The organism is Paraburkholderia susongensis (assembly GCF_900177725.1).
Taxonomy (GTDB): domain Bacteria; phylum Pseudomonadota; class Gammaproteobacteria; order Burkholderiales; family Burkholderiaceae; genus Paraburkholderia; species Paraburkholderia susongensis.
The window spans coordinates 45588-72106 of sequence record NZ_FXAT01000010.1 but is presented as its reverse complement, the minus strand read 5'-3'; the positions used below and the strand labels follow the sequence as shown (position 1 = coordinate 72106).

Sequence of the window (26519 nt, the reverse complement as noted above, 5' to 3'; positions counted from 1 at the left end):
TGATGTCGTGATGTCAAGTTCGCCTGAATCTGCTCCTGCTCCTGGGGCTGAGCCTGGCCCTGAACCTGTTCCGCGTTCACGACCTCGCGTGACCTCGCGCGAGGCCGCACCGCCGAGAGCCAGATTACGTCGGCTGATCGAACCGCAATCCGGCCGGCTTCGCTCGCGCGGCCACCGGCAAGGCCAGCACACCCACGAGGCCGATCACCACGCTCGCCTGCACGTAATAGACCGGTGCGAGATTGCTGCCCGTCGCGTGCACGAGCCACGTATTCACGAACGGCGCGAGGCCGCCGAAAATCAGCACCGCGAGGTTGTACGTGACCGCGGCGCCTGTAGAGCGAACACTCACGGGGAAGACCTCGGTCAGCACGATCGGCGTCGGCCCCCAGAAAAAGCTCATGAAGCACGACACGCCGATCTGCACGGCCAGCAGCGAACCGAACGACGGCGCGTTCACGAACTGCCTGAACAGCACGTACGAGGCGATCCCGTACGCGACGATCGCCGGCAGCAGCACGGCCTTGCGGCCATAGCGGTCCGACAGATAGCCCGCGAGCGGACAGCACACGAGGATGATCGCGGTGCTGACGAGGGTGCTGAGGTTCACGTCGGCGGCGGACAGGCCCAATTGCTTCTTCGCGAAGATCGGCAGGAAGAACACGAACACGTAGGCCGATACCGTGCCGACCACCGTGATGCCGATGCTGCCGAGCACCGCGCGCGGATATTCACGGAACACGGTGCGCAGCGGCGTATTGACGGCCTTGACCTTGCCGTGCCGCACTTCGCTCGCATACGCGAGGAATTCCGGCGATTCGTCGACCTGCGAGCGGATCAGCCAGCCGACCGGTCCGATCAGAATGCCGAGCAGAAACGGCAGACGCCAGCCCCACGATTCGAGATCGTGCGGCGCGAGATTGACGGTCAGCAGCCAGGCGACGAGCGCGCCGATCGAAAACGCGAGCGCCTGCGAACACATCTGGAAGCTGCCGAAGAAGCCGCGGCGATTGGCCGGCGCGAATTCCACCAGCATCGTCGTCGCGCCGCTGAATTCGCCGCCGACCGAGAAGCCCTGGATCAGCCGCGCGAGCACCATCAGGATCGGCGCTGCAATGCCGATCGCGGCGTACGTCGGCAACAGGCCGATCATGCCGGTGCCGACCGACATCAGCACGATCGTGAGCGAGAGCGCCTTCTTGCGGCCCACGCGGTCGCCGTACAGGCCGAGCAGCACGCCGCCGAGCGGACGCACCGCGAAGCCGACGCCGAACGTCGCGAGCGTGAGCAGCATCGACGCGAAGTCGTTGCCGCTCGGGAAAAACAGCTTCGCGATCATCACGGCGAACAGGCCATAGATGGCAAAGTCGAACCATTCGAACGCATTGCCCAGCACGGAGGCAATCACTACTTTTCGCATCATCGCCGGCGTCGGCTTACCGTTCATTGCTGCTCCCTTTTGATCGATTGCCCGGATTGCGCGTCAGCCGAGCCGCTGCCGCACGATTTCGATAAACACCGCCGCGCCGGTGGGCGCGGTGTCGTCGTCGAAATCGAACTCGGGGTGATGGCACGTGAGGCCATCGTGGCCGAGGAAAAAGTACGAGCCGGGACGTTGTTGCAGCATGAACGCGAAGTCTTCCGATGCCATCAGCGGCGCGACGTCGACGATCACGTTGCCCGCGCCGAGCACCTGCTCGGCGGCGCGCCGCACGGTCTCGGTTTCGGCGGGCGTATTGAGCGTGGGCGGCGAGGTTTGCAGATGCTCGAAGCTCACTTCGCAGCCGTACATCGTGGCCGCGCCTTCGCAGATCGCGCGCAGACGCGCGAGCGCGGTTTCCTGCGCGGCCACCGACAGCGTGCGCACGGTGCCTTCGAGCACGGCCGTCTCGGCAATCACGTTGATCGCGGTGCCCGCGAGGAACTTGCAGACGCTGACGACGGCGGTGTCGAGCGGATCGATGTTGCGGCTCACGATGCTCTGGATGGACTGCACGAGGCTCGCGCCGATCAGCAACGGATCGATCGACTTGTGCGGCATGGCCGCGTGGCTGCCGACGCCCTTGATGTTGATCCGGAACAGGTCGCAGGCCGACAGGATTGCGCCGGTGCGCACGCCGATCTTGCCGGCGGGCAACTGGTTGTTGTTGTGCAGTGCGTAGATTTCGTCGCAGTGGAAGCGCTCGAAGAGACCGTCGCCGATCATGGCCGAGCCGCCGCGCAGCGTTTCCTCTGCTGGCTGGAAGATCAGATGAACGGTGCCGCGAAAGTCGCGATGCGCGGCCAGGTGCTGCGCGACGCCGAGCAGGATGGCGGTGTGGCCGTCGTGGCCGCAGCCGTGGAAAACGTTCTCATGCGTCGAGCGGTGCTCCGGCGTGCCTTTTTCGTTCATCGGCAGCGCGTCCATGTCGGCGCGCAAACCGATCGACGGACCTTCGCCGCGCGTGCCGCGAATCGTACCGACCACGCCGGTGCCGCCGATGCCGGTTTGCACGTCGATTGCCCAGCCGGCCAGCAGCTTCGCGACCAGCCCGGCGGTGCGATGCTCGTGGAAGCCCAGCTCGGGATGTCGATGGATATCCCTGCGCCATGCCCGCATCTGTTCGCCGAGTGCGTTCAATTCAATGTCAGTCTGCATACCGCCAACCCCCGCGTTGTTTGATGAGTGCGTGGTCCGCCTGCGTCATGACGAGGCAGCCGCTCCGGAGCCAAGAATAATTCATTAGTTGATATTTTCAACTAATGCTTTTCCCTGATAATCGGTGGCGGAGGGTGGTCTGGGCTATTATCGTCGTTGGCCGGCAGGCGGGGCGCCGGCAGCATGAATTTTGGAGCAGGCGCGGGGCGCAGGCATGGGGCGAAAGCACATGGCGAGAAAGCGCACCGGCTCAGCGAGCTTCATATTGAGCAAAGCCTTCAGACAGGACGCGAAAAGATGCGAGCAGGTATGCGGGCAGCGAGACAGCGGGTCGACGCGAAGGACCAGGTGAAAGAACCGGCGAAAGAACCGGTGAAAGACCCGGCGAAGGGCCAGATGAAGGACCGCGCGAAGAATGCCAGCGATACGGCGGACGGCAGGCTGAGCGACGCCGCGCAGGACGCGGCCGCCGCGACGCGTGGCGTATCGTACTTTCTGACCTTCAAGCTCGATCTGATCAAGAGCGAAATGATCAGCCGGGCCAACGCGGCGTACCGGCCCGTGGTCGGGCTCGACGTGCGTTCGTTGCGTGTTCTGCGGATCATCTGCGACACGCCGGGGATCACCGCGACCACGCTGAAGGAGCTGACGCTGATCGAGAAGACACTGCTGTCGAAGCTCGTCGCGGACCTGATCGAGCGCAAGCTCGTGCGGCGCTCGATCCATCCCGACGACGCGCGCCACTTTCAGCTCTGGTCCACGGCGGCCGGCAAGCGCATCCGCACCGCCAGCGATGAACTGGGGCAAGTGCTGGAAACGGAGATGCTGTCGATACTCTCTGCGGACGAGCGCGAGGAGTTGAACCGTATCGTCGACAAGCTCGTCGACGTGTTTCGCCGTTCGGGCAAGAGCAGGGGAGATTGACCGGCGTTCGGGTCAGCGTCAAAGGCGGGTGCTCGAATTCATCCCCGCTTGCCGTTCTACACCCGCAGCCCCCGGCTCTTCAGGCGATAAACGAGCTGCGGACGCGTAATGCCGAGCGTGCGCGCGGCCGCCGACAGATTGCCCTGCGCGCGCTGCACCGCACTCTTTAGCAGCGCGGTTTCGATATCGTCGAGCGAGGTCGGGTCGATCTCGCCGCTCATGCCCATCAGCAGATTGTTCACCTTCCTGACGACGCGCTCGGCCTCGCCGTCGGCGCCTGCTTTCTGATCGAGCAGCGAGCCCGACGGCGTCAACGAGCCGTTGGTGCCGAGGCCGAACATCTGTGCGTCGATCGTTTCGCCGCTCGTGAACAGATGGCCGATGTCGATCGCACCGCCGTCGGGCGCGAGAATCACACCGCGCTCGACGAGGTTCTCCATCTCGCGGATATTACCGGGCCAGCCGTAATTGAGCAGCGCGTCGAGCGCGCGGCCGGTGAAGCCGGTCACGTCGCGCGCATGGCGTTCGCGATACTTGTGCAGCATGTGATTGAGCAGCACCGGCAAGTCCTCGCGCCGCTCGCGCAGCGACGGCACGCGAATCGGAAACACGTTCAGGCGGAAATACAGGTCTTCCCTGAAGCGGCCCGCGCGAATTTCGTCTTTCAGATCGAGATTCGTCGCCGCGATCACGCGCACGTTGACGCGGCGCGTCTGCGTATCGCCAACCCGTTCGATTTCGCCTTCCTGTAGCGCGCGCAGCAGCTTGCCCTGCGCGGTCAGGCTCAGAATGCCGATCTCGTCGAGAAACAGCGTGCCGCCATCGGCGCGCTCGAAGCGGCCTGGCCGGCTCTGCGTCGCATCGGTGAAGCCGCCGCGCTCGACGCCGAAGAGCTCCGACTCGACGAGCGCCTCTGGAATCGCCGCGCAGTTGACCGCGACGAACGGACCGTTGCCGCATGCGCTGATCCGGTGCAGCGTGCGTGCGCACACTTCCTTGCCGACGCCGCTTTCGCCGAGAAAGAGCACGGTCGCGCGCGTGTTCGCGACGCGCCGGATCATGTGGCAGACCGCGTTGAAGCCGGGCGATGCGCCGACCATGTTGTCGTCGCCGAAAGCGGTGGGCGTGGGTGTGGGCGCGTCGCCGAATACGGGCATGCCGGCGCCGTCCTTCATGTTGGGCCTGACGTCACGCTTTGCCGTGCCTGCCGCTTCGTTCATCGCTTCATTTGCTGCTTCATTTGACGCTGCATTCGTCACCTGACGCTCCACGCCACGCTTCACATCACGTTTGGCGACCTCAGCCGACAACCCCTGCGTAAACGACTGAGCCTGCATGAAGCGCAGATCGTCCGCGGCTTCATCGCCCCATTCCTCGACCGGCTTGCCGACGATTCTGCATTGCGATTGTCCCAGCGCGCGGCATTCGACCTCGCGGTAGACGATCGGCCGGCCCATGAATACGCTCGTATAGCCGGACGCATAACCGATCTGCGTCCAGCAGACCGGCTCAGCACCGATCCCATAGATGCGGATGTGTTCTTCATCTTCCGCACAGTTCTTCCAGATGAATTCGCCGTAGTACTGACCTTTTTCGACATCGAGTTCGAGCCGCACCGGCTCGACCACCGTCATGCCTTCTAGCATGTGCAACTGCGGGCCGACCGCGAACATCTCGGTGATCGAACTGTCGGGGCGCACCTTGCGCGCGAGTTCCGCGTCGCGCGCGCCCGAGTTGTAGCCCATGCGCGTGAGCAGGCCGCGCGCGGCGTCGATGCCGAGACTGTCGATCAGCTCGCGCCGCATCGCGCCGACCGAGCCGGTATGCACGAGCAGCATGCGCTGATCGCCGAGCCAGATGCGCCCGTCGCCGGGCGAGAAGTGCAGCCTCGACATGAGGTCCGCGATGTCCGGATAGCGCAGGCTGTCCACGCAGTCGCCCTTCGGCGAAACCATCGACATGCGTGGGTTCTGTGCGGGCTTGATTCGGGTGACCATCGGAATTCGTCTCCAACCACTCTCTGAGTTTGTGCCGGCCGTCAGTATGCAATGCCGCGCGCGCTGCTGCATGACGAATCGCGCGCGGACAAACATCGGGTGTTCCCTGATACCGATTTGATCGGCTGCCTATCGCGTGAAGCACGCCGGTTTCGATCATTTGATCCAGCGCAAAGCCGCGCGCACCTCACGCCGCTCCCGTGCCGCTCTTGTCCCGAGAATTTTTTCTTCACGTTTGTCCGTTGATTAACAAGGGATTGTGCGCTTTTCGCGGCGCACCGCGCGGCCTTTCGATCTTCATTGGCATGGCAGTTGCATAAATAGGCGCGCTGCCACGTATTTCAACGAAAGCATGCAGTGAAGCACAACGCACCAACACCAGGAGACCGTGATGCACCCGCATCCACCCCAAGCCGAACCGGCCTTGCCAGTTTTCGACGTGACGCGGCGCTATGTCCGCCTCAGGGAACGCCGCGACGACGGTTTCGTCGAGTTCGATTTTTCGATCGGCGATCCTGGCCTCGCCGTTGAACTCGTGATGAGCGAGCGGGACTACGAGTCCTTTTGCGCGACCCATCACGTGCTTCATCTGAGCGATGACGAAGGCGAGGCGCTCGACCTCGAACAGCTCAAGTGGCGCTACGGCCAGCCGGGCCTCGCTGAATGATTCGTGCTGGTTCGTACACAGCGCGCGAATGACCATCGAAGGCCCCGCGAGTTGCCCCAGACAGGAAACGAAGGAGAGACTCAATGCAGATCGACATCAAAACATCTTCGGTTCAGCAGATCCGCCAGACCTTCTCGCATGTCGCGAGAAGGCTCGGTGCGGATAAGCCGGCTTCGCGTTATCAGGAAGCGACGCTGGAATTGCAGCCCGAAAACAACTTTCACTACCGGCCGTTGTGGGAACCCGGTTTCGCGCTGTACGACAAGGGCCGCACCGCGATCGTGATGGACGACTGGTACGCGTTCAAGGATCCGCGCCAGTACTACTACGGCACGTACACGATCGCACGTGCAAGGCAGCAGGATGCGATGGAAAAGAACATCGAGTTCATCACCCGGCGGCGTCTCCTCAGCGATCTGCCCGACGACGCGAAAGCGCGCATCGCTGCCTTGATGGTGCCGCTGCGGCACGTCGAATGGGCCGCCAATACGAACAACTGCTACGTGACCGGCTACGGCTGGGGCACCGCGATCACCCAGGCGACGATGTTTCACGCGATGGACCGGCTCGGCATCGCCCAGTACCTGTCGCGTATCGGCCTGCTGCTCGACGGCAACTCGGGCACGTCGCTGCTCGAAGGCAAGGAGCATTGGCTCAACGATCCGAAGTGGCAGGGGCTGCGCCGCGTGGCCGAGGACATGATGGTCGTCAAGGACTGGTTCGAGACCTATGTCGCGCAGAACGTCGTGTTCGACGGTTTGCTGTATCCGCTCGTGTATCGCCATATCGATCAGCGTCTGTCGCGCGAATACGGCGCGGCGCTCGGCATGTTGAACGAATTCGCCAGCACGTGGTTCGACGAAACGAGCCGCTGGGTCGATGCGACGCTGAAGACCGCGGCGTCGGAGTCGGCGGAGAACGCCGTGTTGCTCGGCCAGTGGAGCGCGAAATGGCGCGCGCGCGTGCTCGATGCATTGCAGCCGCTCGCGCTCGAAGCGCTCGGCGCCGACGAAGCCGACGCCGTCTTGCGCGACATCTCGCAGGCGTTCGACGCGCGCATGCAGAAGCAGGGCGTGCCGCTCGCGGCGGAGCAGGGAGAACAGACAACTCAGGAGACCCAACATGGCTGATTCCGTTTTCATCGCGTTTCAGACCAACGACGATTCGCGCCCGATCATCGAGGCGATTGAGGCGGACAACCCGCATGCGGTGGTCAGCGCGTTTCCGGCGATGGTCAAGATCGATGCGGTTGGCCGGCTGGTTATCCGGCGCGAGTCGATCGAGGAGCGCATCGGCCGCGAGTTCGATCTGCGCGAGCTGCAACTCAATCTGATCTCGCTCGGCGGCAACATCGACGAGACCGACGACGAATTCATTCTGGAATGGAAAGCCTGAGCGGCACGGAGGAGACGCACCATGAGCACCACGAACGCAACGCCGAAAAAACTGAGCATCAAGGAAAACTACGCGATGCTCACGCGCGGCCTCGGCTGGGAGACGACCTATCAGCCGATGGACGAAGTCTTTCCGTACGACCGCTTCGAAGGCATCAAGGTTCATGACTGGGACCGATGGGAAGACCCGTTCCGTCTGACGATGGATGCCTACTGGAAATACCAGGGCGAAAAGGAGCGCAAGCTGTACGCGATCATCGACGCGTTCCAGCAGAACAACGGTCAGTTCAACGTGACCGACCCGCGCTACATCAATGCGCTGAAGCTGTTTCTGACCGGCGTGAGTCCGCTCGAATATGCGGCGCATCGCGGCTTCGCGCTTGCCGGGCGCAATTTCCGCGGCGCCGGCGCGCGCATCGCGTGCCAGATGCAGGCGATCGACGAATTGCGCCACGCGCAGACGCAGGTCCACACGATCAGCCACTACAACAAGTTCTTCAACGGTTTCCACGACTTCAAGCACATGCACGACCGGGTCTGGTATCTGTCCGTGCCGAAGTCGTATTTCGAAGACGCGATGAGCGCGGGCCCGTTCGAGTTCGTGACGGCAATCTCGTTCTCGTTCGAATACGTGCTGACCAATCTGCTGTTCATGCCGTTCATGTCGGGCGCCGCGTTCAATGGTGACATGGCGACGGTCACATTCGGTTTTTCCGCGCAGTCGGACGAATCGCGGCATATGACGCTCGGCCTCGAAGTCGTGAAGTTCCTGCTCGAACAGGATCCGGTCAATGTGCCGATCATTCAGAAGTGGATCGACAAATGGTTCTGGCGCGGCTACCGGCTGCTCACGCTCGTCGCGATGATGATGGACTACATGCTGCCCAAGCGCATCATGTCGTGGCAGGAAGCCTGGGAAACCTACTTCGAGAAGAACGGCGGCGCGCTCTTTCACGATCTCGAACGCTACGGCATCCGCATGCCGAAGTATCACGAGGTCGCGGCAAAAGAGAAGGACCGCATTTCGCACGAGGCGTGGGGCATCTTCTACAACTACACGCACGCAGCGGCCATGCACACGTGGATTCCGTCCGACGACGAAATGGCGTGGCTCGCCGAAAAATATCCGGCCACGTTCGACAAGCTCTACCGGCCGCGCTTCGAGTACTGGCGCGAGCAGCAACAGCAGGGCAAGCGCTTCTACAACAACACGCTGCCGATGCTGTGCCAGATCTGCCAGATTCCGATGGCCTTTACCGAACCCGACGATCCGACCAAAACCTGTTACCGCGAAAGCGACTATCTCGGCAACAAGTATCACTTCTGCTCCGACGGCTGCAAGGACATCTTCGACAACGAGCCGGAGAAATACGTGCAGGCGTGGTTGCCCGTGCATCAGATCTATCAGGGCAACTGCTTCGAGCAGGACGCCGACCCGAGTGCCGCGGATTTCAATCCGCTCGCCGAAGTGCTGCGCTATTACCACATCAACGTCGGCGAAGACGGCCACGATTTCGAGGATTCGCCCGACAGAAAGAACTGGCTGCGCTGGACCGGCAAGCCGAGTCATGGCGGCGAGGGAACCACGGAAAGCGCGGCGCAAACCAGCGCGCCGGGCGCACCCGCCGCGCAGGCCGCATGACGTTCGGCGTCAGGCGCTGCATGCCCTAGTTAAGTCGCACTCACCTATAAGCCGGCTGAATCGGAAGGAGACACACACCATGTCAGTTATCGCGCTCAATGAAGGCTACAAGGGCGAAGTGAAAGACCGCGAAGAGAACTTTCACGGCAACCGGCTGCTGTTTATCGGCTGGGAAGATCATTTGATGTTCTGCGCGCCGCATTGCATTGCGGTGCCGCGCTCGATGACGTTTGCAACGCTCGCGAGCGAAGTCATTCCGGGCATTTATTCGGCACACCCGGACTGGGAGAAGGTGAACGTCGGCGAGATCGAATGGTTTCGTTCGAACGAGCGTTTTACGCCCGTATTCGATCGCACGCTGGAAGAAAACGGCCTGCTCCATAAGGCGGTGATCCGTTTTCGCACACCGGGTTTGACCGGCATTCGCGGCTCGTGCAGCTAGGCCGTTTGCTCACGTGATGATGAAAGGAGGGGCTGACATGAGTTATCAGCTAACCATCGAGCCGATCGGCCACACCATCGACATCGGCGAAGATCAGACCATTCTCGACGCGTGCCTGCGCGCCGGTGTGTGGCTGCCGCATGCGTGCTGCCACGGTCTGTGCGCGACGTGCAAGGTGCAGGTTGTCGATGGCGAGATCGAGCACGGTAATGCGTCGCCGTTCGCATTGATGGATTTCGAGCGCGACGAACGCAAGTGCCTCGCGTGCTGCGCAACCGTGCAGTCGGATCTGACGATCGAGGCCGATATCGACGAGGACGCCGATGCGCGGCATTTTCCGGTGCGGGACTTCACGGGTCGCGTGACGGAGAGCGTCGATCTGACGCCGACGATCAAGGGCATCTTTGTCGAACTGGACGGCGAGGGCATCGAGTTTCAGGCGGGGCAATACGTCAACGTCCAGATTCCCGGCGAAGAAGTGCCGCGCGCGTTTTCGCTCGCCGGCAAGCCGCGCTCGTCGACGCTGATCGAGCTCAACGTCAGACGTGTGCCGGGCGGCAAGGGCACCGGTTATCTGCACGAGGCGCTGAAGCCCGGCGACGAGCTGCGTTTCAGCGGGCCGTTCGGCCGCTTCTTCGTGCGCGCGTCGGACCCGCAGCCGGTGATCCTGATTGCGGGCGGCTCGGGACTGTCGAGCCCGCGCTCGATGCTGCTCGATCTGCTCGACGAGGGCGACACGCGGCCGATCACGCTCGTGTACGGCGCGCGCGATCGCGCGGAGCTTTACTACCACGAGGAATTTCTCGATCTCGCGAAGCGGCATGCGAATTTCACCTACGTGCCCGCGCTGTCGAACGAAGCCGCCGATAGCGCGTGGGACGGCTTTCGCGGCTTCGTTCACGATGCCGCGAAAACGCACTTCACGAACGACTTTCGCGGCCACAAGGCGTATCTGTGCGGACCGCCCGTGATGATCGAAGCGTCGATCAGAGCCTTGATGCAGGGGCAACTGTTCGAGCGCGACATCTATACGGAGAAGTTTCTCAGCAATGCGGACGGCGCGGAAGCGCTCGCGAAAAGCCCGCTATTCAGGTCGATCTGACAGAAGATGGCGGCGTGGCCGACGCTCGAACCGAAGCATACCCGTACGGTATGAAAGTAGTCGGAATGAGTGTTGGACCATGCCGCAAATGGGCCTCTAGAATTTGTGCAGCATCGCAGACAGAACAACAAACCAGATTAAAACAGGAGACAAGAATGAAGACGCTACTCGCAGCGTGCACGATGGCCTGCGCGGTCACCATGACGGGGTCCGCTCTGGGCGCGGCCAATAAAACAGATGCGACGACAACAGGCACTGCGCGGAACACAGCCGCCGCAAATCAGAGCAAACGTCCGAACATATTGCTGATCGTCGCCGACGATCTCGGCTATTCCGACATCGGCGCATTCGGTGGCGAAATTCATACGCCGAATCTCGATAAACTCGCGTACGAAGGCGTGCGTATGACCGACTTCTACGCGTCGCCTTTCTGCTCACCGACGCGCGCAATGCTGATGTCGGGCGTCGATAATCACCGCGTCGGGCTCGGCGGCATGGCCGAACTGCTGACGCCGAAGCAACGCAACGCCGCGGGCTACGAAGGCTATCTGACGCATAGCGTCGTGACCTTTCCGCAATTGCTGCACGATGCCGGCTATCACACGTACATGGTCGGCAAATGGCACCTCGGGCTGACCGAGGAATACGGCCCCGCGTCGCGCGGCTTCGAGCAGTCGTTCGCGATGGTGCAGGGCGGCGCGAGCCATTTCGGCCAGGTCGGCATCATCACGAACGATCCGGACAAGACGCCGAAATCGATGTATCGCGAGAACGGCAAGCTCGTCGATCTGCCGCCCGATTTCTACTCGACGATTGCCTATACCGACAAGATGCTGTCGTATATCGACAGCCACAAGGACGACGGCAAACCGTTTTTCGCGTACGTCGCTTACACGGCGCCGCACTGGCCGCTGCAGGCGCCGGACGAGTACATCAGGAAGTACGAAGGCACCTACGACGCCGGCTATGACGCGATTCGCGCGCAGCGTCTCGCGCGCATGAAGGCGATGGGCCTCGTGCCGAAGGACATGGAGCCCTACACCGGCGACGACGTGTGGCCGAAATGGAGCAGTCTCTCGCCAGTGCAGAAACAGATCGAAGCGAAGCGTATGGCCGTCTATGCGGCGATGGTCGACGTGATGGATGCGCAGATCGGCCGCCTCGTCGATCATCTGAAGGAGACCGGGCAATACGACAACACGCTGATCTTCTTCATGTCGGACAACGGCGCGGACGGCAACAGCATTCTCGACGAAGCGGCGAACCGCGAGTGGATCAAGCGTCACGCCGACAACAGCATCGCGAACACAGGCCGCGCGGGCTCGTTCGTCGAATACGGGCCGGGCTGGGCACAGGTCAGCATGACGCCGATGCGGCTTTACAAGGCGTTCGCATATGAAGGCGGGATTGCGGTGCCGAACATCATCGTCTTGCCGCACGGCGCGCACGACGGGCAGATCAGCAAGGTGCCCGCGCATGTGACCGATGTCGCGCCGACGATCCTGCAACTCGCGGGCGTGCCGCAGCCGAGCGGCGAATACGGCGGACGTCCGGTGTTCCGCATGCAGGGCACGTCGATGCTGGATTTCCTGACCGGTCAGCGCAAGACGGTGCATCGGGGCGAGTTTACCGAGGGCTGGGAATTGAACGGCCGCCGCGCGATGCGCAAGGGCGACTGGAAAATCTCCTATGCGAACAAGCCGTGGGGTACCGGCAAGTGGCAGCTCTTTCATGTGAGCGTCGATCGTTCCGAACTGCATGACGTGGCCGCGCGTTATCCGGCGAAGCTCAAGGAGCTGATGGCCGACTACGAGAAGTATCAGAGCGAGAACGGCGTGCAGGATATTCCCGGACTCGCGGAACGCCCCGGCTATAGCAACGCGACACACTACTACGACGATGAACTCGAAACCAACCGTTGAGCGTTGGCGCGGGCGCGCGCTGCTGGCCGTGCTGATGTCGGCGGCGTCGCTGCCGGCGCTGGCGCCGGCAGCAGCGGCGAACAACGCAGCGGCTACGGGAACGCACACCGCAATGAGCACCGCAGCGCCTTCCGGCCAACGCCTATGCGCCGCATACAGCGGCGTCCCGGCTGGCTTCGGTCCTGCGCGAAACGGCGTGCCGAATCGCGCGGGGATGATCCGCATTCCCGCGGGCCGCTTCCAGATGGGCTCGAACGACGGCTATCCGGAAGAGCGCAACGTGCGCACGGTCAGGCTCGACAGCTTCCTGATCGATGAGCACGAAGTGACCAACGAGGAGTTCGCGCGCTTCGTCAAGGCCACCGGCTATGTGACCGACGCCGAACGCGCGCGCGACCCCGCGCAATTTCCGGGCGTGCCGAAGGCGCAACTGGTGCCGGGCTCGGTCGTGTTCGTGTGGCCGAAGGGCACGGAACAGTTCGACGATGCCTATCGCTGGTGGAAGTTTCAGCCGGGTGCGAACTGGCGTCATCCGTTCGGGCCCGGCAGTTCGATCGCCGGCAAGGACAATCATCCGGTCGTGCAGGTCACGTACGACGATGCGAAGGCGTACGCGAAGTGGCTCGGCCGCGATTTGCCGACCGAAGCCGAGTACGAATACGCGGCGCGCGGCGGACTCGACGGCGACACCTATCCGTGGGGCAACACGCCGACCGTGCAGGGCCGCTATATGGCGAACACGTGGCAGGGCGATTTTCCGGCGAAGAATCTCGTGCGCGACGGCTACAAGGGCACCGCGCCAGTCGGGTGCTTTGCGCCGAACGCGTACGGCATGTTCGATCCGGTCGGCAACGTCTGGCAATGGACCAAGGACGCGTACGAGGATCGTCATCCGAAGGACGAAGCGGCCAACCCGCTCGTCGTCACGGTGTCACAGCCGGTCGACACGCTCGGGCGGCCGGCGCGCGTCATCAAGGGCGGGTCGTTCCTGTGCGCGCCGAACTTTTGCGTGCGCTACCGGCCGTCTTCGCGGCAGCCGCAGGACCCGACGCTCGGCACGGTCCACATCGGCTTTCGAACCGTGTTGCGTGCGTCGTGAAACAGCGCACGGCGCGACGGTCGATGCCCGTCTGCTTGTTGAAGCTGTAGCGCACGTAGACGGCCGCGAGCCACTCGCGATATTCATAAGCATTCCCGAGCGAAGCGGCGGCTCCGAAGACGAGTTGCGGCGCAAGCTGATACTCGCCCACCGCACCGATCGTCGCCGGCGGTTTGCAGATACGACTCGTATAGCGCCACGTCGGACGGCCGCGCGTCGAGCCACAGCAGCGCCTGGCGCCAGCTCTCTTTCGCGGTCGCGCCGACCGCGCTATCGCCCGCGAGCTTCTGCAAGCGCGCGATGCCGTCTCGGCGCGTGACGTCGCGATAGGTCAGATGCTGCGCGTAGGCGAGCGCGTAGCGCGGGTCGTTGGGATTGTCGCGCGCGAGCTGTTCGAGGCCGCGGCGCGCTTCGTCCCAGCCTTGCGGCGTCGCCGACAGCGCCGGCGGCGAGCGCGACGCGCAATGACAAGGCGAGCGCGGTCAGTCGCATGCCGTCCTCCAGGCGGGCACGAGACGGCCGGCTTCATCGAAGCGATAGCGGCCGTCGATACCCCCCGTGCCGAACAGACCCAGCACACGATCGTAGTAAACCGGCTCGTGGCCGGGCACGCTCACATCGAGCGCGGCGAGCCGCGTGCGCGCGAGGCCGAGGCCGTGCTCGTCGCCGAGCGCCTCGAAGTACGGCGCGAGCGCGCCCCAGTAGCTGAGCGGGCCTTCGCCGCTCGACGCGCCGGTGGCCGACGACACCTTCTCGGGCGGAACGCCGTTCTGCTCGACCTTCGCGCGCATGCCGCCGAGCACGGCGAGCCACGGCTTCGCAAGCGGATCGGCGGGCGAGGCGAGACCGGCCCACAGATAGACGCGGATCGCGTCGTAGCTGCCGACGTCGCCGTTTTTCGGGTCGACGGCGAACTGGCCGTTCTGCCAGGCCGCCCAGTCGGGCGCGAAGCCCTGCGGCGAGACGGCCTTGATGAACTGATACGCGTTCCCGGCGAGCTTGCTCCACGGGCCGTCCGGCACGTCGTGCGCGAGCGCGCGCAGCACCGGCAGCGGCAGATAGCTCGGGTTCAGGCGTGTGACGTCGCCGTTTTTGAAGCCTTGCGGTCCCGGCAGCAGCATCGGTCCGAGACCGGACAGGTTCACGACCTCGTCGCGCGCGATGCGTGCTGCAAGCGCCTCGCCGAGCCGCGTGTAGTCCGTGTCATGCCACAGGCGGCCGGCTTGCAGCAGATCGTAGGCGATCCACAGGTCGGAGTCCGACGCGGCATTCGGATCGAGCACGCCGTACGAGCCGTCCGGCTTCTTGCCCCATTGCCAGGCCGGCAGCCGCACGTTCTGCGCGTCGAACTGGTTGCCCGCGAGATTGGCGCGGGTCCATGCGAGCAGTTTGTCGAAGCTCGCGCGGTCGTTCGCGACGAGCGCGAAGAACATCGCGTACGACTGTCCTTCCGAGGTGGTCTGCTGGGCTGGCGTCGAGTAGTCGATCACGCGGCCGTCGGCCTGCATGAAACGTTCGATGAAGCTGCGATAGGCGCTCCAGTCGCCGCACGCGCCGGCCGTGCCGCCGGTCTGCTCGGCTTGCGCGCTGCTTGCGAAACCCGCGCAGACGGCCGACGCCACGACGCCGAGCGTCAGCGCGACCCAGGCTTTCCGTTTGATCCGAACCCGCATATGCGTCATATCAGTCACATCAGTCCTTCAGGCGGCGCGCGGCGATCGCGCGCAGCGTCCGGTAGCACAGGCCCGCGATGATGAGCGCGGCGAGCACGCCGCCCAGCATCAGCAGGAACGGATGCGAGGAAAGCGCCCAGCGCGGATACTCCTGCGGCGACAGATGGCCGACGAAGTACGCCGTGCACCCACCGCGCCAGCGATCCGCACGTGCGTTCGCATTCAGGCGGGATGCCGCCCCAGGCGAAACTCGAGCGCGCTGTCCCCGCCGAATGTGTTCGTCTGCGCGACCGACAAGCCCTGCGCGCCCAACGTGCTTAACCACGTCTGATAGACGCCTTCGAGAAACGCCGGCGTCCAGGCGAGCACGGAGTCGCCGAACGCCTGGAGCGGCGCGCAGTAGTGCACAATGCGCAGCGACTCCGCCTCGAACTCGCTCGCGAGCGCGCTCAGCATGCCGCGCCACTACGGCGAGATTTGGCGTTGCAGCAGGTAGCCGAGAATTGGGACCATGGTTTCCGGAAGTGGCGGTTGCTCACTCCGCATAAGCGGGAACAACGGCTGGTCAGATTTGAAAGATATTTCGAAAATATGCGAGTTGCGCGCGTATTACGTCATTTCTACCGTATTGTCTAGTCTATCCGGCACACTTGGTACGAAGTCTACTTAAGACACCCGCTTTTAGCCACTTTCCATTCATCAGCTTATACGTTGATTGACGTACATTGGAGACAGAGTAATCAGGTAATTCCTGACTTCATCGCCGTATTGAAACGTTTTCCGTGAGGGGCTGCACGAGGCTTCATCCGCCATAGGTGCAGGAAGCGGTAATTTCGCCGCGCTTCGAGTTTTCGCGTTTCGTGTTAAATGCAACGCCTGCCTGCAACGTCTGGCGGCGTAGGCAAAGGCCGCGCGACAATCGCGATCTCGGGCGATGCGGAATCCGGCGAAGCGTACGGGTTGTGCATGGGACTGCGCATGGCGGAAATTTTTTCCACAGGGTCGCCATGCGCGAAGGGAGACATGGGGAGCGCAGTCCGGAAGCCGGCATTCGCGGGCAAACGGCCGCGAAGATGTTTCGCGTATTAATCGCTTGTACGAATCGCCAAAAACGATCGGCGTTAGCCGATCCAAAGAGACCAGCGCAAAGCATGTCAATTGCCTTGCGACGCCGTTCGATTCAAACAGATTGCAATGCTCAATCCACTCACTCTTCTGCTGGTCACGGTTCTGTCGGGCGTCATGGCGATGGCCGTGCTCGGCTCGTTATGGCGCGCGGCGATCCCGGGCGTCGGCTACTGGATTGCGGCGAACGCGGTTGCGATCGCCGGGCTGCTCGCGTTCGCGCTGCAGGGGCACGCTCCGCGCTTGCTGACTTTCGTCGCGGCCAACGAGATGCTGGCGATCGCGCTGCTTCTCGTGCTCGAAGGCTCGCTGCGTTTCCTCGGCCGAAACAGGCGGCCGTGGTCCGCCTATGCCGGCCTCGTCGTGGTGCTCGCCGGCATCTGCTACTGGACCTTCGTCGTACCGGACTTCGGCGCGCGCGTGACGCTCGTGTCCGTGTATCACGCGGCTCTCTATGGGGCGCTGTTCGTGCTGATGGTGCGTGGGCGTCCGCCGCACCGGCCGCGCTACAGCTATTACTTCCTCGCGGCCACGGCGCTGCTGTTATGTGCCGGGCACACGTCGCGCGGCATCATGTACGGCTTTGGCCTCATCGCGCAGAAGAATCTGATGGAGGTCTTGCCGCCCAACATCCTTTTTCTCGTGCTCGGTATTCTCGCGCAGCCGTTCCTGTCGATCGGCGTCGTGATGCTCGCCCACGATCGCCTCGCGGAGCGGCTCGAACGGCTTGCCAACGTCGACGACCTGACCGGCGCGCTGTCGCGCCGCGCGTTCCTCGATATCGGCACCGCGCTGCTGAACGCGTCGTTGCGCAACGGCTTGCCGGCGGCGATCGCGATCGTCGACATCGATTCTTTCAAGGCCGTCAACGACACTCACGGCCACGCCGCCGGCGACCAGGTGCTCAGTCATTTCGCGGCGTTCGTCGCGCGCGAGCTGCGGGTCGGCGACGTGTTCGGGCGGCTCGGCGGCGAGGAGTTCGGCGTGCTATGTCCGGCCACCACGGCCGCCGAGGCGGTCGTCCTGCTCGACCGGCTGCGCACGCGGCTCGCGGCGAGCGCGCCGGCCGAACTACCGCGCGGACTGGGCTACACGTTCAGCGTCGGCGTGGATCAGCACCGGCGCGGCGAATCGCTCGAGCAACTGATGGGACGCGCCGACCGCGCGCTGTACGCGGCCAAGGCGGCAGGCCGTAATCGCGTGATGGCTGCGTAGCGGGGTGTTCGCTTACGCATTCGTTTTTCCGTTCTTTTTCCGTTCAATACCCGCCTTTGACCGGCGCCGCCATCGTCGCGGTGTTCTTGTACGACGCGGCGAGGTCCGCCGCCGCGCGGCTCAGCAGCCCCGTATCCGTGCCGACCGCGACGAAGCTCGCGCCGGCCGCGAGATACTCGGCGGCGAGCGCCGGATCGGGCGCGAGCACGCCCGCCGCCTTGCCCGCGCTGCGCACGGTGTCGATGCCGTTGCGAATCGCCTCGCGCACGCTTGCGTCGCCGGGCTTGCCGAGCAGGCCCATCGACGCGCTCAGATCCGACGGCCCGAAAAACACACCGTCGACGCCATCCACGCGCGCGATTTCCGCGAGATTGCCGAGGCTCTGCACGGTTTCAGCCTGCACGATCACGCACAGTTCTTCCGCTGCCGTGTTCAGATAGTCGGGTACGCGATTCCAGCGCGACGCGCGCGCGAGCGCACTGCCCACGCCGCGAATACCCTGCGGCGGATAGCGCGTGGCCGCGACCGCCTCGAGCGCCTGGGCGGCCGTGTCGATCATCGGCAGCAGCAGCGTTTGCGCGCCGATGTCGAGCAGTTGCTTGATGAGCGCGGCATCGCTGCGCACCGGCCGCACGACCGGATGCGACGGATACGCGGCCACCGCCTGCAATTGCGATAACGTGCTGCGCACGTCGTTTGGCGCGTGCTCGTTGTCGATCAGCAGCCAGTCGAAACCGGCCGTGGCGAGCAGTTCGGTCACGTACGCGTCGGCGAGCGCGGCCCACAGGCCGAACTGCGGCTTGCCTTCGGCCAGCGCGCGTTTGAAGGGATTTTTCGGCAGAGACATGTCGATGCACTCAGATGAAATTCAAACCAATGCCGCCGAGCGGACCATAGTCGACGTGGAAGGTGTCGCCGGCGCGAGCCGGAATCGGGCTCGTGAACGAGCCGCTCAGGATCACGTCGTTCGCGTTCAATGATTCGTCATACGGAGCAATCTTGTTCGCGAGCCACGCGACGCCCGTGGCCGGATGGTTGAGCACCGCTGCCGCAAGCCCGCTTTCCTCGACCGCGCCGTTTTTATAAAGCAGCGCGCCGACCCAGCGCAGATCGACGTCGAGCGGACGCACGGGCCGGCCGCCGAGCACGACGCCCGCGTTCGCGGCGAAGTCGGAGATCGTGTCGTAGACCTTGCGCGGTGCGCGCGTCTCACGGTCGAACTGTTCGATGCGCGCATCGATGATTTCGATCGCGGGCGTGACGTAGGCCGTTGCATCGAGCACGTCGAACAGCGTGACGCCCGGGCCTTTCAGCGGCTTGCTGAGCACGAACGCGAGTTCCACTTCGACGCGCGGCGCGATGAAGCGGTCCGCGTGAATGTCCTGACCGTTTTCGATGAACATGCTGTCGAGCAGCGGCGCGTAATCGGGCTCGTCGATCTGCGACGAGCGCTGCATCGCGCGTGAGGTCAGCCCGATCTTTCTGCCCTTGATAACGTGGCCTTCGGCAAGCTTGAGCTTGACCCACTCGCGTTGGATCGCATAACCGTCCTGCACGGTCATCTGCGGATATTGCGCGGAAAAATGGCGCAGTTGCGTGCGGGTTTTCTCCGCGTGATCGAGTTGCGCCGCGAGATCGCGGATGGTCTGTTCGTCTAGCATGGTGAGATGTGAGCCTTTGCGTTTTGGCCCCGGTGTTTTAGCCCCGGGTTCTAGCCCCGAGTCTTAGCCCTTCAGCCGCGCGTGCAGATTGTTGTGCTTCCAGGTGCCGGTTTCGCTGAACTCGTTGATTTCGAGCGACAACGCGAGCCCTTGCCGTTCGAACTCCGCGGCGAAGTACTGCTTGATCTGCGCGAAGAGCGCGTCGCCGCTGGCCCTCCTGGCCGCCTCCGAGCGGCCCGCGGCGATCTTCAGATTCGCGTGAAGGAAGGCGGCGTCGGGCCGTCCATCGGCGATGCAGTACTGCTCGCAGCGCAGCGCGCGCACGCGAATGCCGCCGAGCGGAAAGATTCGCTCGCCGTTCTCGCGCTGCGCGTCGAGGCACTGCGCGAGCTCCTTGCACAACTGGCCGATGCGTTGCCCGTCGGCGAGATTGGCGCTGTATTCGAGTGTCAGGTGGGGCATGGCTGTTCCTTCGCGAATGTCAGACGAGCAGCGGCGTGACCGGGAAGATCGCATTGATCTGCCCCGTGCCCGAGCTGCCGAAATACGGCGTGATGACTTCGACCTTGCCGTCGTAGCGATCCCAGCCGAGCGCGCCGAGCAGCATCGCGGTGTCGTGCATGCCGCCTTCGCCCCAGCATTTTTCATTGTAGAGCGGCAGCATCTCGCAGAACGTTGTCCAGTCGCCGGCTTCCCACAGGCGCACGACGTTGCGGTCCGCCTGTTCGAGGAACGGACTCCACACCTTGTCCATGAACTGGTCGGCGGTACCGTTGTCCGCGAAGTGGTGGCTGAGCGAGCCGCTCGCGAGAATCGCAACCGTGCCGTCGTAACGTTCCTCGATCGCCTTGCGCACCGCGAGGCCGAAACGCGCGCTCGTTTCGAGTTCGTGCCACATGCACCAGCCCGACACCGACACGGTCTTGAAATGCTGGTCGCCGTTCATGTAGCGCATCGGCACGAGCGTGCCGTATTCGAGTTCGAGCGTGGTCTCGCTGTGCGCGCGGCTTTTCACGCCCATCTCGTTCGCGACCTGTGCGATCAGATGACCGAGCCCGACATTGCCCGGGTACTCGTACGGCATGTTCTTGATGAAATGCGGCAACTCGTTGCTCGTGTACACGCCTTCGAAGTGCGGCGCGCAATTGACGTGGTATTCGCTATTCACGAGCCAGTGCACGTCGAACACGACGATCGTATCGACGCCGAGTTCGCGGCAGCGCCGGCCGATTTCATGGTGGCCGTCGATCGCGGCCTGACGGCAGCCCTTGTGAGGCCCGTCGAGTTCGGACAGATACAACGACGGCACGTGAGTCACTTTTGCTGCCAACGCGAGTTTGCCCATCGCGGTCTCCCCATGCAAGAGGGTTTGTTTTGCTGAGTGGCTGCTGCTTCAGACGCCCCAGCGCGGAATGTGATGCGAGCCGAGCGACACGCAGACGTTCTTCGGTTCGAGGAACACTTCGTAGCTCCACGTGCCGCCTTCGCGGCCCACACCCGATGCCTTCGTGCCGCCGAACGGCTGGCGCAGATCGCGCACGTTCTGGCTGTTGACGAAGCACATGCCGGCTTCGACCGCGGCGGCCACGCGCAGCGCGCGGCCCGTGTTCTCGGTCCAGATATAGCTCGACAGGCCGTAGGAAATATCGTTGGCGAGGCGGATCGCTTCGGCTTCGTCGTCGAACGGAATCAGGCACGCAACCGGCCCGAAGATTTCTTCCTGCGCAATGCGCATGCGGTTGTCGACGTCGACGAACACGGTCGGCATCACGAAGTTGCCGTGGCGCAACGCGCCGGGCAGTTCGGGCGTGTCGAGCCCGCCGCAGGCGAGCGTCGCGCCTTCTTTCGGGCCGAGTTCGATATAGCTGCGCACTTTCGCGAGATGCCCCTGGCTGATCATCGGGCCGACGATCGTGTTGTCGGCAAGCGGATCGCCGACCGTCAGACGTTTCGCCCGCTCGATGAAACGCTCAGCAAAACGCGCGTAAATGGAGCGCTGCACGAAAATGCGCGAGCCCGCCGTGCAACGCTCGCCGTTGTTCGAGAAGATCATGAACACGGCGGCGTCAAGCGCGCGTTCGAAGTCGGCGTCGTCGAAGATCACGAATGGCGACTTGCCGCCGAGCTCCATCGAAAACTTCTTCAGGCCCGCGGTTTGCACGATGCGGTTGCCCGTGGCGGTCGAGCCCGTGAACGACACCGCATGCACGTCGCGATGCGCGACGAGCGGCTCGCCCGTTTCCTTGCCGAAGCCGTGCACGACGTTCAGCACGCCCTTCGGAATGCCCGCTTCGAGCGCGAGCCTGCCGAGCATCGAGGCGGTGAGCGGCGACAGTTCGCTCATCTTCAGCACGGCCGTGTTGCCGAACGCGAGGCAGGGCGCGACTTTCCACGTTGCCGTCATGAACGGCACGTTCCACGGCGAGATCAGCGCGCACACGCCGACCGGATGAAACAGCGTGTAGTTCAGATGCGAATCGGTCGGATAGGTGTGGCCGTCGACGCGTGTGCACATCTCGGCGAAATAGCTGAAGTTGTCGGCCGCGCGCGGCACGAGTTGCTTGCGCGTTTGCGAGATCGTCTGGCCGGTGTCCTTCGTTTCGGTTTCCGAAATTTCCGGCACGTGTTTCGTAATCAGCTCGCCGAGCTTGCGGATCAGCTTCGCGCGCTCGGCCGCAGGCTTGGCGGCCCATGCGGGGAAGGCGGCTTTGGCTGCGCTCACGGCGTCGTCGACTTCTTTCGCGCCGCCGCGCGCCACTTCGGCGAGCACATCCTGCGTAGCGGGATTGACGGTTTCGAAATACCCGCTCGAGGCGCATGCCTCGCCGTTGATCAGATGGTCGATCTTCATGGTCTTGTCCTTTCCGTTTGCGCTGTCGCGCTTTTTGCCACTCTGGCTGCCGTTTCCGTTGCCGTTTCGTTGCCGATCACGCGCGGCCGAAGTCCGCGTCGGATGCGATCGTGTTGACGAGACGGCCGAGGCCATCGATTTCGCAGACGACTTCGTCGCCCGCGTTGACGTTGACGATGCCTTCGGGCGTGCCGGTCAGGATCACGTCGCCGGGCGCGAGCGTCATGAAGCCGCTCAGATATTCGATCAGCGCGGGGATGCCGGTGACGAGGTCGCGCGTATTGCCGCACTGCTGCCGCGTGCCGTTGACGAACGTGCGCAATTCGAGTTGCGTGACGTCGGCGATGTCCGCCGCGTCGACGAACCACGGGCCGAGCACCGTGCCGCCGTCGCGATTCTTCACGCGCAGATTCGGGCGATAGTAGTTTTCGAGGTAATCGCGAATCGCGTAGTCGTTCGCGATCATGTAGCCGGCCACGTGCTGCATCGCGTTTTCATGCTTGACGTTCTGCGCGGTTCGTCCGATCACGACCGCGAGTTCGCACTCGTAGTGCATGAACGTGACGTCGGCGGGGCGGCGCGTGACACCGCGATGGCCGAGCACCGTGCCCGGTCCCTTCAGAAACACGAGCGGCTCTTCCTGCTTGTTGAACTGCAATTCCTTCGCGTGTTCGGCGTAGTTGAGACCGAGCGCGAAGATCGTGCCGACTTCGATCGGCGCTAGCCAGACCACTTCGTCCTCGCGGCGCACCCGGCCGTCCGCGAGGCGCACGCCGTCGGTGTGCGGATACGCTTCGTGAATCGCTCCCGCATAGGCAACACGGCCGCGCATCATGACTGTTCTCCATTGTGTTGATTCGCGCCGACGAACGACACGACGAGCGACGGCAGATTGCCGATCGACAGCGTGGCCGTGTCGCCAATATGCGCGACTGGCGAGCCGTGACGCACACCGAGTGTGAGAATGTCGCCCGCGTTGAGCGTCATGAAGTCGGTGATGTCCGCGAGCAATTGCGCGACGTTGCGCACCGACGACGCGGTGTTCGCGGTGAACGGCTTCGCATCGTTCAACGATACGGCAATCTCGAGCGCGTCCGGCGAAGCAACGTGGCGCGCGGCGACGAGCGCCGGTCCGACTACGCAGAAGCCGTCGCGAGCGCGCAGGCGCACGTTGGGGCGGTACACGTTCGTGTGCGGCACGCTCAGATCGCCGACCAGCGTATATCCGGCGATATAGTCAGCCGCGTGCCCGACGCTCACGCGCGTCGCGGTGCGGCCGATCACGATGCCGAGCGACGCGCCCACTTCGACGCCGAGCGCATCGTCCGGCACGACGATCCGGGCGCGATGCCCGGCGAACGTATTGCGCGGCTTCAGATACAGCACCGGCGCTTGCGGTGGCGCCTTGTACGGCGCGGCATGCACCGCGTCGCCCAGCGAGTCCAGCGCGGCGCGGTCGTTCAGCAGCGTGCCGTAGACAGCGCCATTGACCGGCGCGCGGCACGCGACACCGCGCGCAAGCAGCGTGGCCACGGCGCGCGCGTCCATCTCGCGAGGCAGCGCGTCGCCTTCGGGATGCAGCAGGTGATCGGAAAGGGCAAACATGAATGAGCAGCCTCGTGGAGGGAATCCAGCGAAAACACTAATATGTTAGTAGTATCGCGCTTGATATTATTGAGAGTCAATGGGCTGTTGGTTGATCCCGGGTTTTCCCTTAAGCTTCGACAGCCGCTATTAATTACTTGCCAACATGTCCGCTGCGTCCATCCGAGTTTTACACCGCAATCTGCCCATGCTGTTGTTGCGCGCCCGCGAGAAAATGATGGAGCGCTTTCGTCCGCTGATTACGGCGCATGGACTGACCGAACAGCAATGGCGGGTGATCCGCGCGCTCAATGAGCACGGTCCGATGGAGCCGCGCCACATTTCCGATATCTGCACGATCTCGAGCCCGAGCATGGCCGGCGTGCTCGCGCGCATGGAGAGCATGGAGCTCGTGACCAAGGAGCGTTTCGCGGAAGATCAGCGCCGTGTGCTCGTGTCGCTGACGGACACGAGCGTCGAACTGGTGCGCGTGATTTCGAAGGACCTCGAGGCGCACTATCGCGAACTCGAGCGCAAGGTGGGGCCGGAGATCGTCGAGCGTGTGTATCACGCGGTCGACGATCTATTGGCTGGACTGTCGGAAGAGGATGAGTGAACGGGGTTGGGAGGGATAGGGGCCTGCCGGGTCGTAGGCCCGCGCGTCATGAGCCGTCAATTCACCAGCCGTAAAAACGTTTCCACTCCGCGCTGCTGCCGTCCGGCGCCACCGCGTGATACTCGGGAAACTGCGCGCCGGTCGCGCACGCGTGATTCGGCAGGATGCGCAGCTTCATGCCGATCGGAAAGCGCTGCGTGATGTCGTCGGCGGATGTGCCGGCAGTGGTGTTGGCCTTGACGTTGGCCTGCGCTGCCGAAAGAATGCCGTGCTCCTGATTCGCGCCGCTCACGACATAGTCGGCAAGCAAGGTGCCGTTCAGCAGACACGGCTGACCATAGCCGAAATCGTGCGATTGCCGCGACGTGCCGCGATCGCGGCTCAACGCCATCCAGCCCGCGTCGAGAATCGCCCAGCCTTTGTCTTCCTGATGGCCGATCACGGTCGCGAGCACGCTGAGCGCGATGTCGTCGAGCGTGCACACGCCGACGTTGTGCATGACCAGATCGAACAGCACGTAGACGCCGGCTCGCACTTCCGTCACGCCTTCGAGTTGCTGCGCGGCGAGAGCGGTCGGCGTGGAGCCGACGCTCACCACGGGGCACGCAATGCCCGCTTCGCGCAGCCGCTGCGCCGCGCGCACGCAGCCCGCGCGTTCCTGTTCCGCGAGTGCGGCGAGCGCCTCCGCTGTGTTCAGCTCGTAGCTCGAACCCGCGTGCGTCATCACGCCGCCGACCTTGACGCCGTTTTCATGCAGAATCCGCCCGACTTCGAGCAGCGTGTCCTGCTCGGGCTGGATGCCCGAGCGGTGCCCGTCCGTATCGACCTCGATCCAGACTTCGAAGGTTTCGCCGTGCTGGTCGCCGAATGCGGCGATCGCCGCCGCGGCGTTCGGGTTGTCCACCACGAGCTTCAGATCGCAGCCCTGGCGGCGCAGCGCGAGCGCGCGCGGCAGCTTCGACGGGACCATGCTGACCGCGTAGAGAATATCGCCGATGCCGGCCGCGAAGAACGCCTCGGCTTCCTTGAGCGTCGACACCGTGATGCCGCGCGCACCCGCGGCGAGTTGCGCGCGCACGACGTCGATGCATTTGGTGGTCTTCACATGCGGGCGAAACGCGACGCCGAGCGTATTCATATGCGCCTGCATTCGCGCGATGTTTTTCTGCATCCGCGCGACGTCGATCAACGCGGCCGGGGTTTCGATCTGTTCGAGTTTCATGCTTGCACCGATGACGATAGGGTTGAGGCTCAGCGTTGACGATGGCCGAAGCGCTGGAGCCACGGAACCAGTTGATCGAGCGCGCGCGCCTCGATCTCGGGCGCCTGCGCGCCCGCCACGAGCGGCAGGCCAACGTGGTTATGCCAGTAGGTCCGCAAACCGAGCGCGGCCGTGCCGAACATGTCGTAGCTCGAGCCCGCCACGAATGCGGCCCGATGCGCTTCGACTCCGAGCTTCGCGAGCGCGAGCCGGTACGGCTCAGGGTTCGGCTTGTAGACGCCGGCTTCTTCGGCGGTCACGATTGCGTCCCAGCGTACCGGCAATAGCGCGGCCGCCTGGGTGCCGAGCCGCGTCGAGCAGTTCGTGACGACCGCGAGCTTGCAATGCGGTGCGAGCGCGCGCAATGCGTCGAGAGCGCCGGGCCACGGCGTCAGATTCAGCCAGTCCGCTTCGAGCGCGCGCGCGGCGGATTCGGGCAGGCCGACTTCCGCGGCCGCATCGCGCACCAGTTGTTCGTAGGCGACGTAGCGGCCGCAGCCGTAGGTGAGACGCAGATACGCCGCGCGCCACGCGCGGCCGGCCTGAGCGGAGCCCGCCGCGCGGTTCCATGAGCTCCACGAGTCGAGCAGCGCGGTCAGCAGGTCGAACAGAACCGCGTCGGGATAAGCGGGTGCAAGGGCAGTGGCGGTCATGATGTCACGCTAACCGGCTGTTGATCTTGAGTCGATTATAGGATTGCGTTGGG

Annotated in this window: 25 protein-coding genes and 2 pseudogenes; 11 read left to right on the top strand and 16 right to left on the bottom strand. The window is 63.8% G+C overall.

Translation table 11 applies throughout. The features are described from left to right. Window positions 1-124 precede the first annotated feature (124 nt). Both B9Z01_RS25230 and B9Z01_RS25225 read right to left on the bottom strand, forming a co-directional pair. Window positions 125-1447, bottom strand: coding sequence for an MFS transporter (locus B9Z01_RS25230; RefSeq protein ID WP_085488102.1), 1323 nt, complete (start codon window positions 1445-1447; stop codon window positions 125-127). A gap of 36 nt (window positions 1448-1483) precedes the next feature. Beyond that, window positions 1484-2638, bottom strand: coding sequence for a M20 aminoacylase family protein (locus tag B9Z01_RS25225; protein WP_244196156.1), 1155 nt, complete (start codon window positions 2636-2638; stop codon window positions 1484-1486). Window positions 2639-2947: 309 nt separating this feature from the next. Here B9Z01_RS25225 and B9Z01_RS25220 point away from each other — a divergent pair, with 309 nt between their 5' ends. After that, on the top strand, window positions 2948-3562 hold the full coding sequence (locus tag B9Z01_RS25220; RefSeq protein ID WP_244196155.1) for a MarR family winged helix-turn-helix transcriptional regulator: 615 nt from the start codon (window positions 2948-2950) through the stop codon (window positions 3560-3562). Between the two features lie 56 nt (window positions 3563-3618). Here B9Z01_RS25220 and B9Z01_RS25215 read toward each other — a convergent pair whose 3' ends face one another. Continuing rightward, on the bottom strand, window positions 3619-5559 hold the full coding sequence (locus B9Z01_RS25215) for a sigma-54-dependent Fis family transcriptional regulator (protein ID WP_420814721.1): 1941 nt from the start codon (window positions 5557-5559) through the stop codon (window positions 3619-3621). 391 nt (window positions 5560-5950) lie between these two features. Between B9Z01_RS25215 and B9Z01_RS25210 the strand changes: the two genes are divergently transcribed. From B9Z01_RS25210 to B9Z01_RS25175, 8 genes are all read left to right on the top strand, one after another. Next, window positions 5951-6226: a phenol hydroxylase subunit gene (locus B9Z01_RS25210; RefSeq protein ID WP_085488100.1), complete on the top strand. Its 276-nt coding sequence runs from the start codon at window positions 5951-5953 to the stop codon at window positions 6224-6226. Window positions 6227-6309: 83 nt separating this feature from the next. After that, window positions 6310-7356: an aromatic/alkene monooxygenase hydroxylase subunit beta gene (locus B9Z01_RS25205; protein ID WP_085488098.1), complete on the top strand. Its 1047-nt coding sequence runs from the start codon at window positions 6310-6312 to the stop codon at window positions 7354-7356. Further along, window positions 7349-7621, top strand: coding sequence for an MmoB/DmpM family protein (locus B9Z01_RS25200; RefSeq protein WP_085488096.1), 273 nt, complete (start codon window positions 7349-7351; stop codon window positions 7619-7621). Before B9Z01_RS25205 ends, B9Z01_RS25200 begins: the two co-directional genes overlap by 8 nt. 21 nt (window positions 7622-7642) lie before the next feature. Beyond that, window positions 7643-9262 (top strand): aromatic/alkene/methane monooxygenase hydroxylase/oxygenase subunit alpha, encoded by a 1620-nt coding sequence (locus B9Z01_RS25195; RefSeq protein WP_085488094.1) that lies wholly within the window; start codon window positions 7643-7645, stop codon window positions 9260-9262. Between the two features lie 79 nt (window positions 9263-9341). Then, window positions 9342-9704, top strand: a complete 363-nt coding sequence (locus tag B9Z01_RS25190) for a phenol hydroxylase subunit P4 (RefSeq protein WP_085488092.1) — start codon at window positions 9342-9344, stop codon at window positions 9702-9704. Between the two features lie 37 nt (window positions 9705-9741). Further along, the gene (locus B9Z01_RS25185) at window positions 9742-10806 is read left to right on the top strand and encodes an NADH:ubiquinone reductase (Na(+)-transporting) subunit F (RefSeq protein ID WP_085488090.1); all 1065 of its coding nucleotides are present in this window, start codon (window positions 9742-9744) and stop codon (window positions 10804-10806) included. 155 nt (window positions 10807-10961) lie between these two features. Continuing rightward, window positions 10962-12728 carry an arylsulfatase gene (locus B9Z01_RS25180; protein WP_244196154.1) on the top strand — a complete coding sequence of 589 codons (1767 nt, stop codon included), beginning with the start codon at window positions 10962-10964 and terminating at the stop codon, window positions 12726-12728. Beyond that, the gene (locus tag B9Z01_RS25175; RefSeq protein ID WP_244196153.1) at window positions 12706-13827 is read left to right on the top strand and encodes a formylglycine-generating enzyme family protein; all 1122 of its coding nucleotides are present in this window, start codon (window positions 12706-12708) and stop codon (window positions 13825-13827) included. Before B9Z01_RS25180 ends, B9Z01_RS25175 begins: the two co-directional genes overlap by 23 nt. A gap of 97 nt (window positions 13828-13924) precedes the next feature. Here B9Z01_RS25175 and B9Z01_RS36945 read toward each other — a convergent pair. The 4 genes and pseudogenes from B9Z01_RS36945 to bcsD all read right to left on the bottom strand — a co-directional run. After that, window positions 13925-13978, bottom strand: a pseudogene (locus B9Z01_RS36945) (hypothetical protein); the annotation flags it as partial. 7 nt (window positions 13979-13985) lie between these two features. Then, window positions 13986-14270, bottom strand: a pseudogene (locus B9Z01_RS36390) (hypothetical protein); the annotation flags it as partial. Between the two features lie 39 nt (window positions 14271-14309). Further along, window positions 14310-15500, bottom strand: a complete 1191-nt coding sequence (bcsZ, locus tag B9Z01_RS25165) for a cellulose synthase complex periplasmic endoglucanase BcsZ (RefSeq protein WP_085488396.1) — start codon at window positions 15498-15500, stop codon at window positions 14310-14312. Between the two features lie 222 nt (window positions 15501-15722). Further along, window positions 15723-15956: a cellulose biosynthesis protein BcsD gene (gene bcsD, locus B9Z01_RS25160; RefSeq protein WP_244196152.1), complete on the bottom strand. Its 234-nt coding sequence runs from the start codon at window positions 15954-15956 to the stop codon at window positions 15723-15725. A gap of 738 nt (window positions 15957-16694) precedes the next feature. Here bcsD and B9Z01_RS25155 point away from each other — a divergent pair. Then, a complete protein-coding gene (locus B9Z01_RS25155) occupies window positions 16695-17840 on the top strand; it encodes a GGDEF domain-containing protein (protein ID WP_085488088.1) in 1146 nt (381 codons plus the stop codon). A 43-nt stretch (window positions 17841-17883) separates the two neighbouring features. Here the strand turns inward: B9Z01_RS25155 and hpaI are convergent, their stop codons facing one another. The 7 genes from hpaI to B9Z01_RS25120 form a co-directional block, all read right to left on the bottom strand. Beyond that, entirely contained in the window at window positions 17884-18687 is an 804-nt protein-coding gene (gene hpaI, locus B9Z01_RS25150; RefSeq protein WP_085488086.1) for a 4-hydroxy-2-oxoheptanedioate aldolase, read from the bottom strand. Window positions 18688-18697: 10 nt separating this feature from the next. Continuing rightward, entirely contained in the window at window positions 18698-19501 is an 804-nt protein-coding gene (hpaH, locus tag B9Z01_RS25145) for a 2-oxo-hept-4-ene-1,7-dioate hydratase (RefSeq protein WP_085488084.1), read from the bottom strand. A 63-nt stretch (window positions 19502-19564) separates the two neighbouring features. Beyond that, complete coding sequence (locus B9Z01_RS25140; protein WP_085488082.1) at window positions 19565-19963, bottom strand: 5-carboxymethyl-2-hydroxymuconate Delta-isomerase; 399 nt, start codon at window positions 19961-19963, stop codon at window positions 19565-19567. Between the two features lie 19 nt (window positions 19964-19982). After that, a complete protein-coding gene (hpaD, locus tag B9Z01_RS25135) occupies window positions 19983-20846 on the bottom strand; it encodes a 3,4-dihydroxyphenylacetate 2,3-dioxygenase (RefSeq protein ID WP_085488080.1) in 864 nt (287 codons plus the stop codon). A gap of 48 nt (window positions 20847-20894) precedes the next feature. Then, on the bottom strand, window positions 20895-22352 hold the full coding sequence (gene hpaE, locus B9Z01_RS25130) for a 5-carboxymethyl-2-hydroxymuconate semialdehyde dehydrogenase (RefSeq protein ID WP_085488078.1): 1458 nt from the start codon (window positions 22350-22352) through the stop codon (window positions 20895-20897). Window positions 22353-22428: 76 nt separating this feature from the next. Next, window positions 22429-23187: a fumarylacetoacetate hydrolase family protein gene (locus B9Z01_RS25125; RefSeq protein WP_085488076.1), complete on the bottom strand. Its 759-nt coding sequence runs from the start codon at window positions 23185-23187 to the stop codon at window positions 22429-22431. Next, the gene (locus tag B9Z01_RS25120; RefSeq protein WP_085488074.1) at window positions 23184-23957 is read right to left on the bottom strand and encodes a fumarylacetoacetate hydrolase family protein; all 774 of its coding nucleotides are present in this window, start codon (window positions 23955-23957) and stop codon (window positions 23184-23186) included. Before B9Z01_RS25120 ends, B9Z01_RS25125 begins: the two co-directional genes overlap by 4 nt. Before the next feature lie 187 nt (window positions 23958-24144). On the opposite strand from B9Z01_RS25120, the gene hpaR reads away from it, so the two are divergent. After that, window positions 24145-24552, top strand: coding sequence for a homoprotocatechuate degradation operon regulator HpaR (hpaR, locus tag B9Z01_RS25115; RefSeq protein ID WP_085488072.1), 408 nt, complete (start codon window positions 24145-24147; stop codon window positions 24550-24552). 61 nt (window positions 24553-24613) lie between these two features. On the opposite strand, the gene B9Z01_RS25110 is transcribed toward hpaR, so the two are convergent. Then, window positions 24614-25774 (bottom strand): DSD1 family PLP-dependent enzyme, encoded by a 1161-nt coding sequence (locus tag B9Z01_RS25110; protein WP_085488070.1) that lies wholly within the window; start codon window positions 25772-25774, stop codon window positions 24614-24616. 29 nt (window positions 25775-25803) lie between these two features. After that, the gene (locus tag B9Z01_RS25105; RefSeq protein ID WP_085488068.1) at window positions 25804-26466 is read right to left on the bottom strand and encodes an HAD-IA family hydrolase; all 663 of its coding nucleotides are present in this window, start codon (window positions 26464-26466) and stop codon (window positions 25804-25806) included. Window positions 26467-26519: the final 53 nt, after the last annotated feature.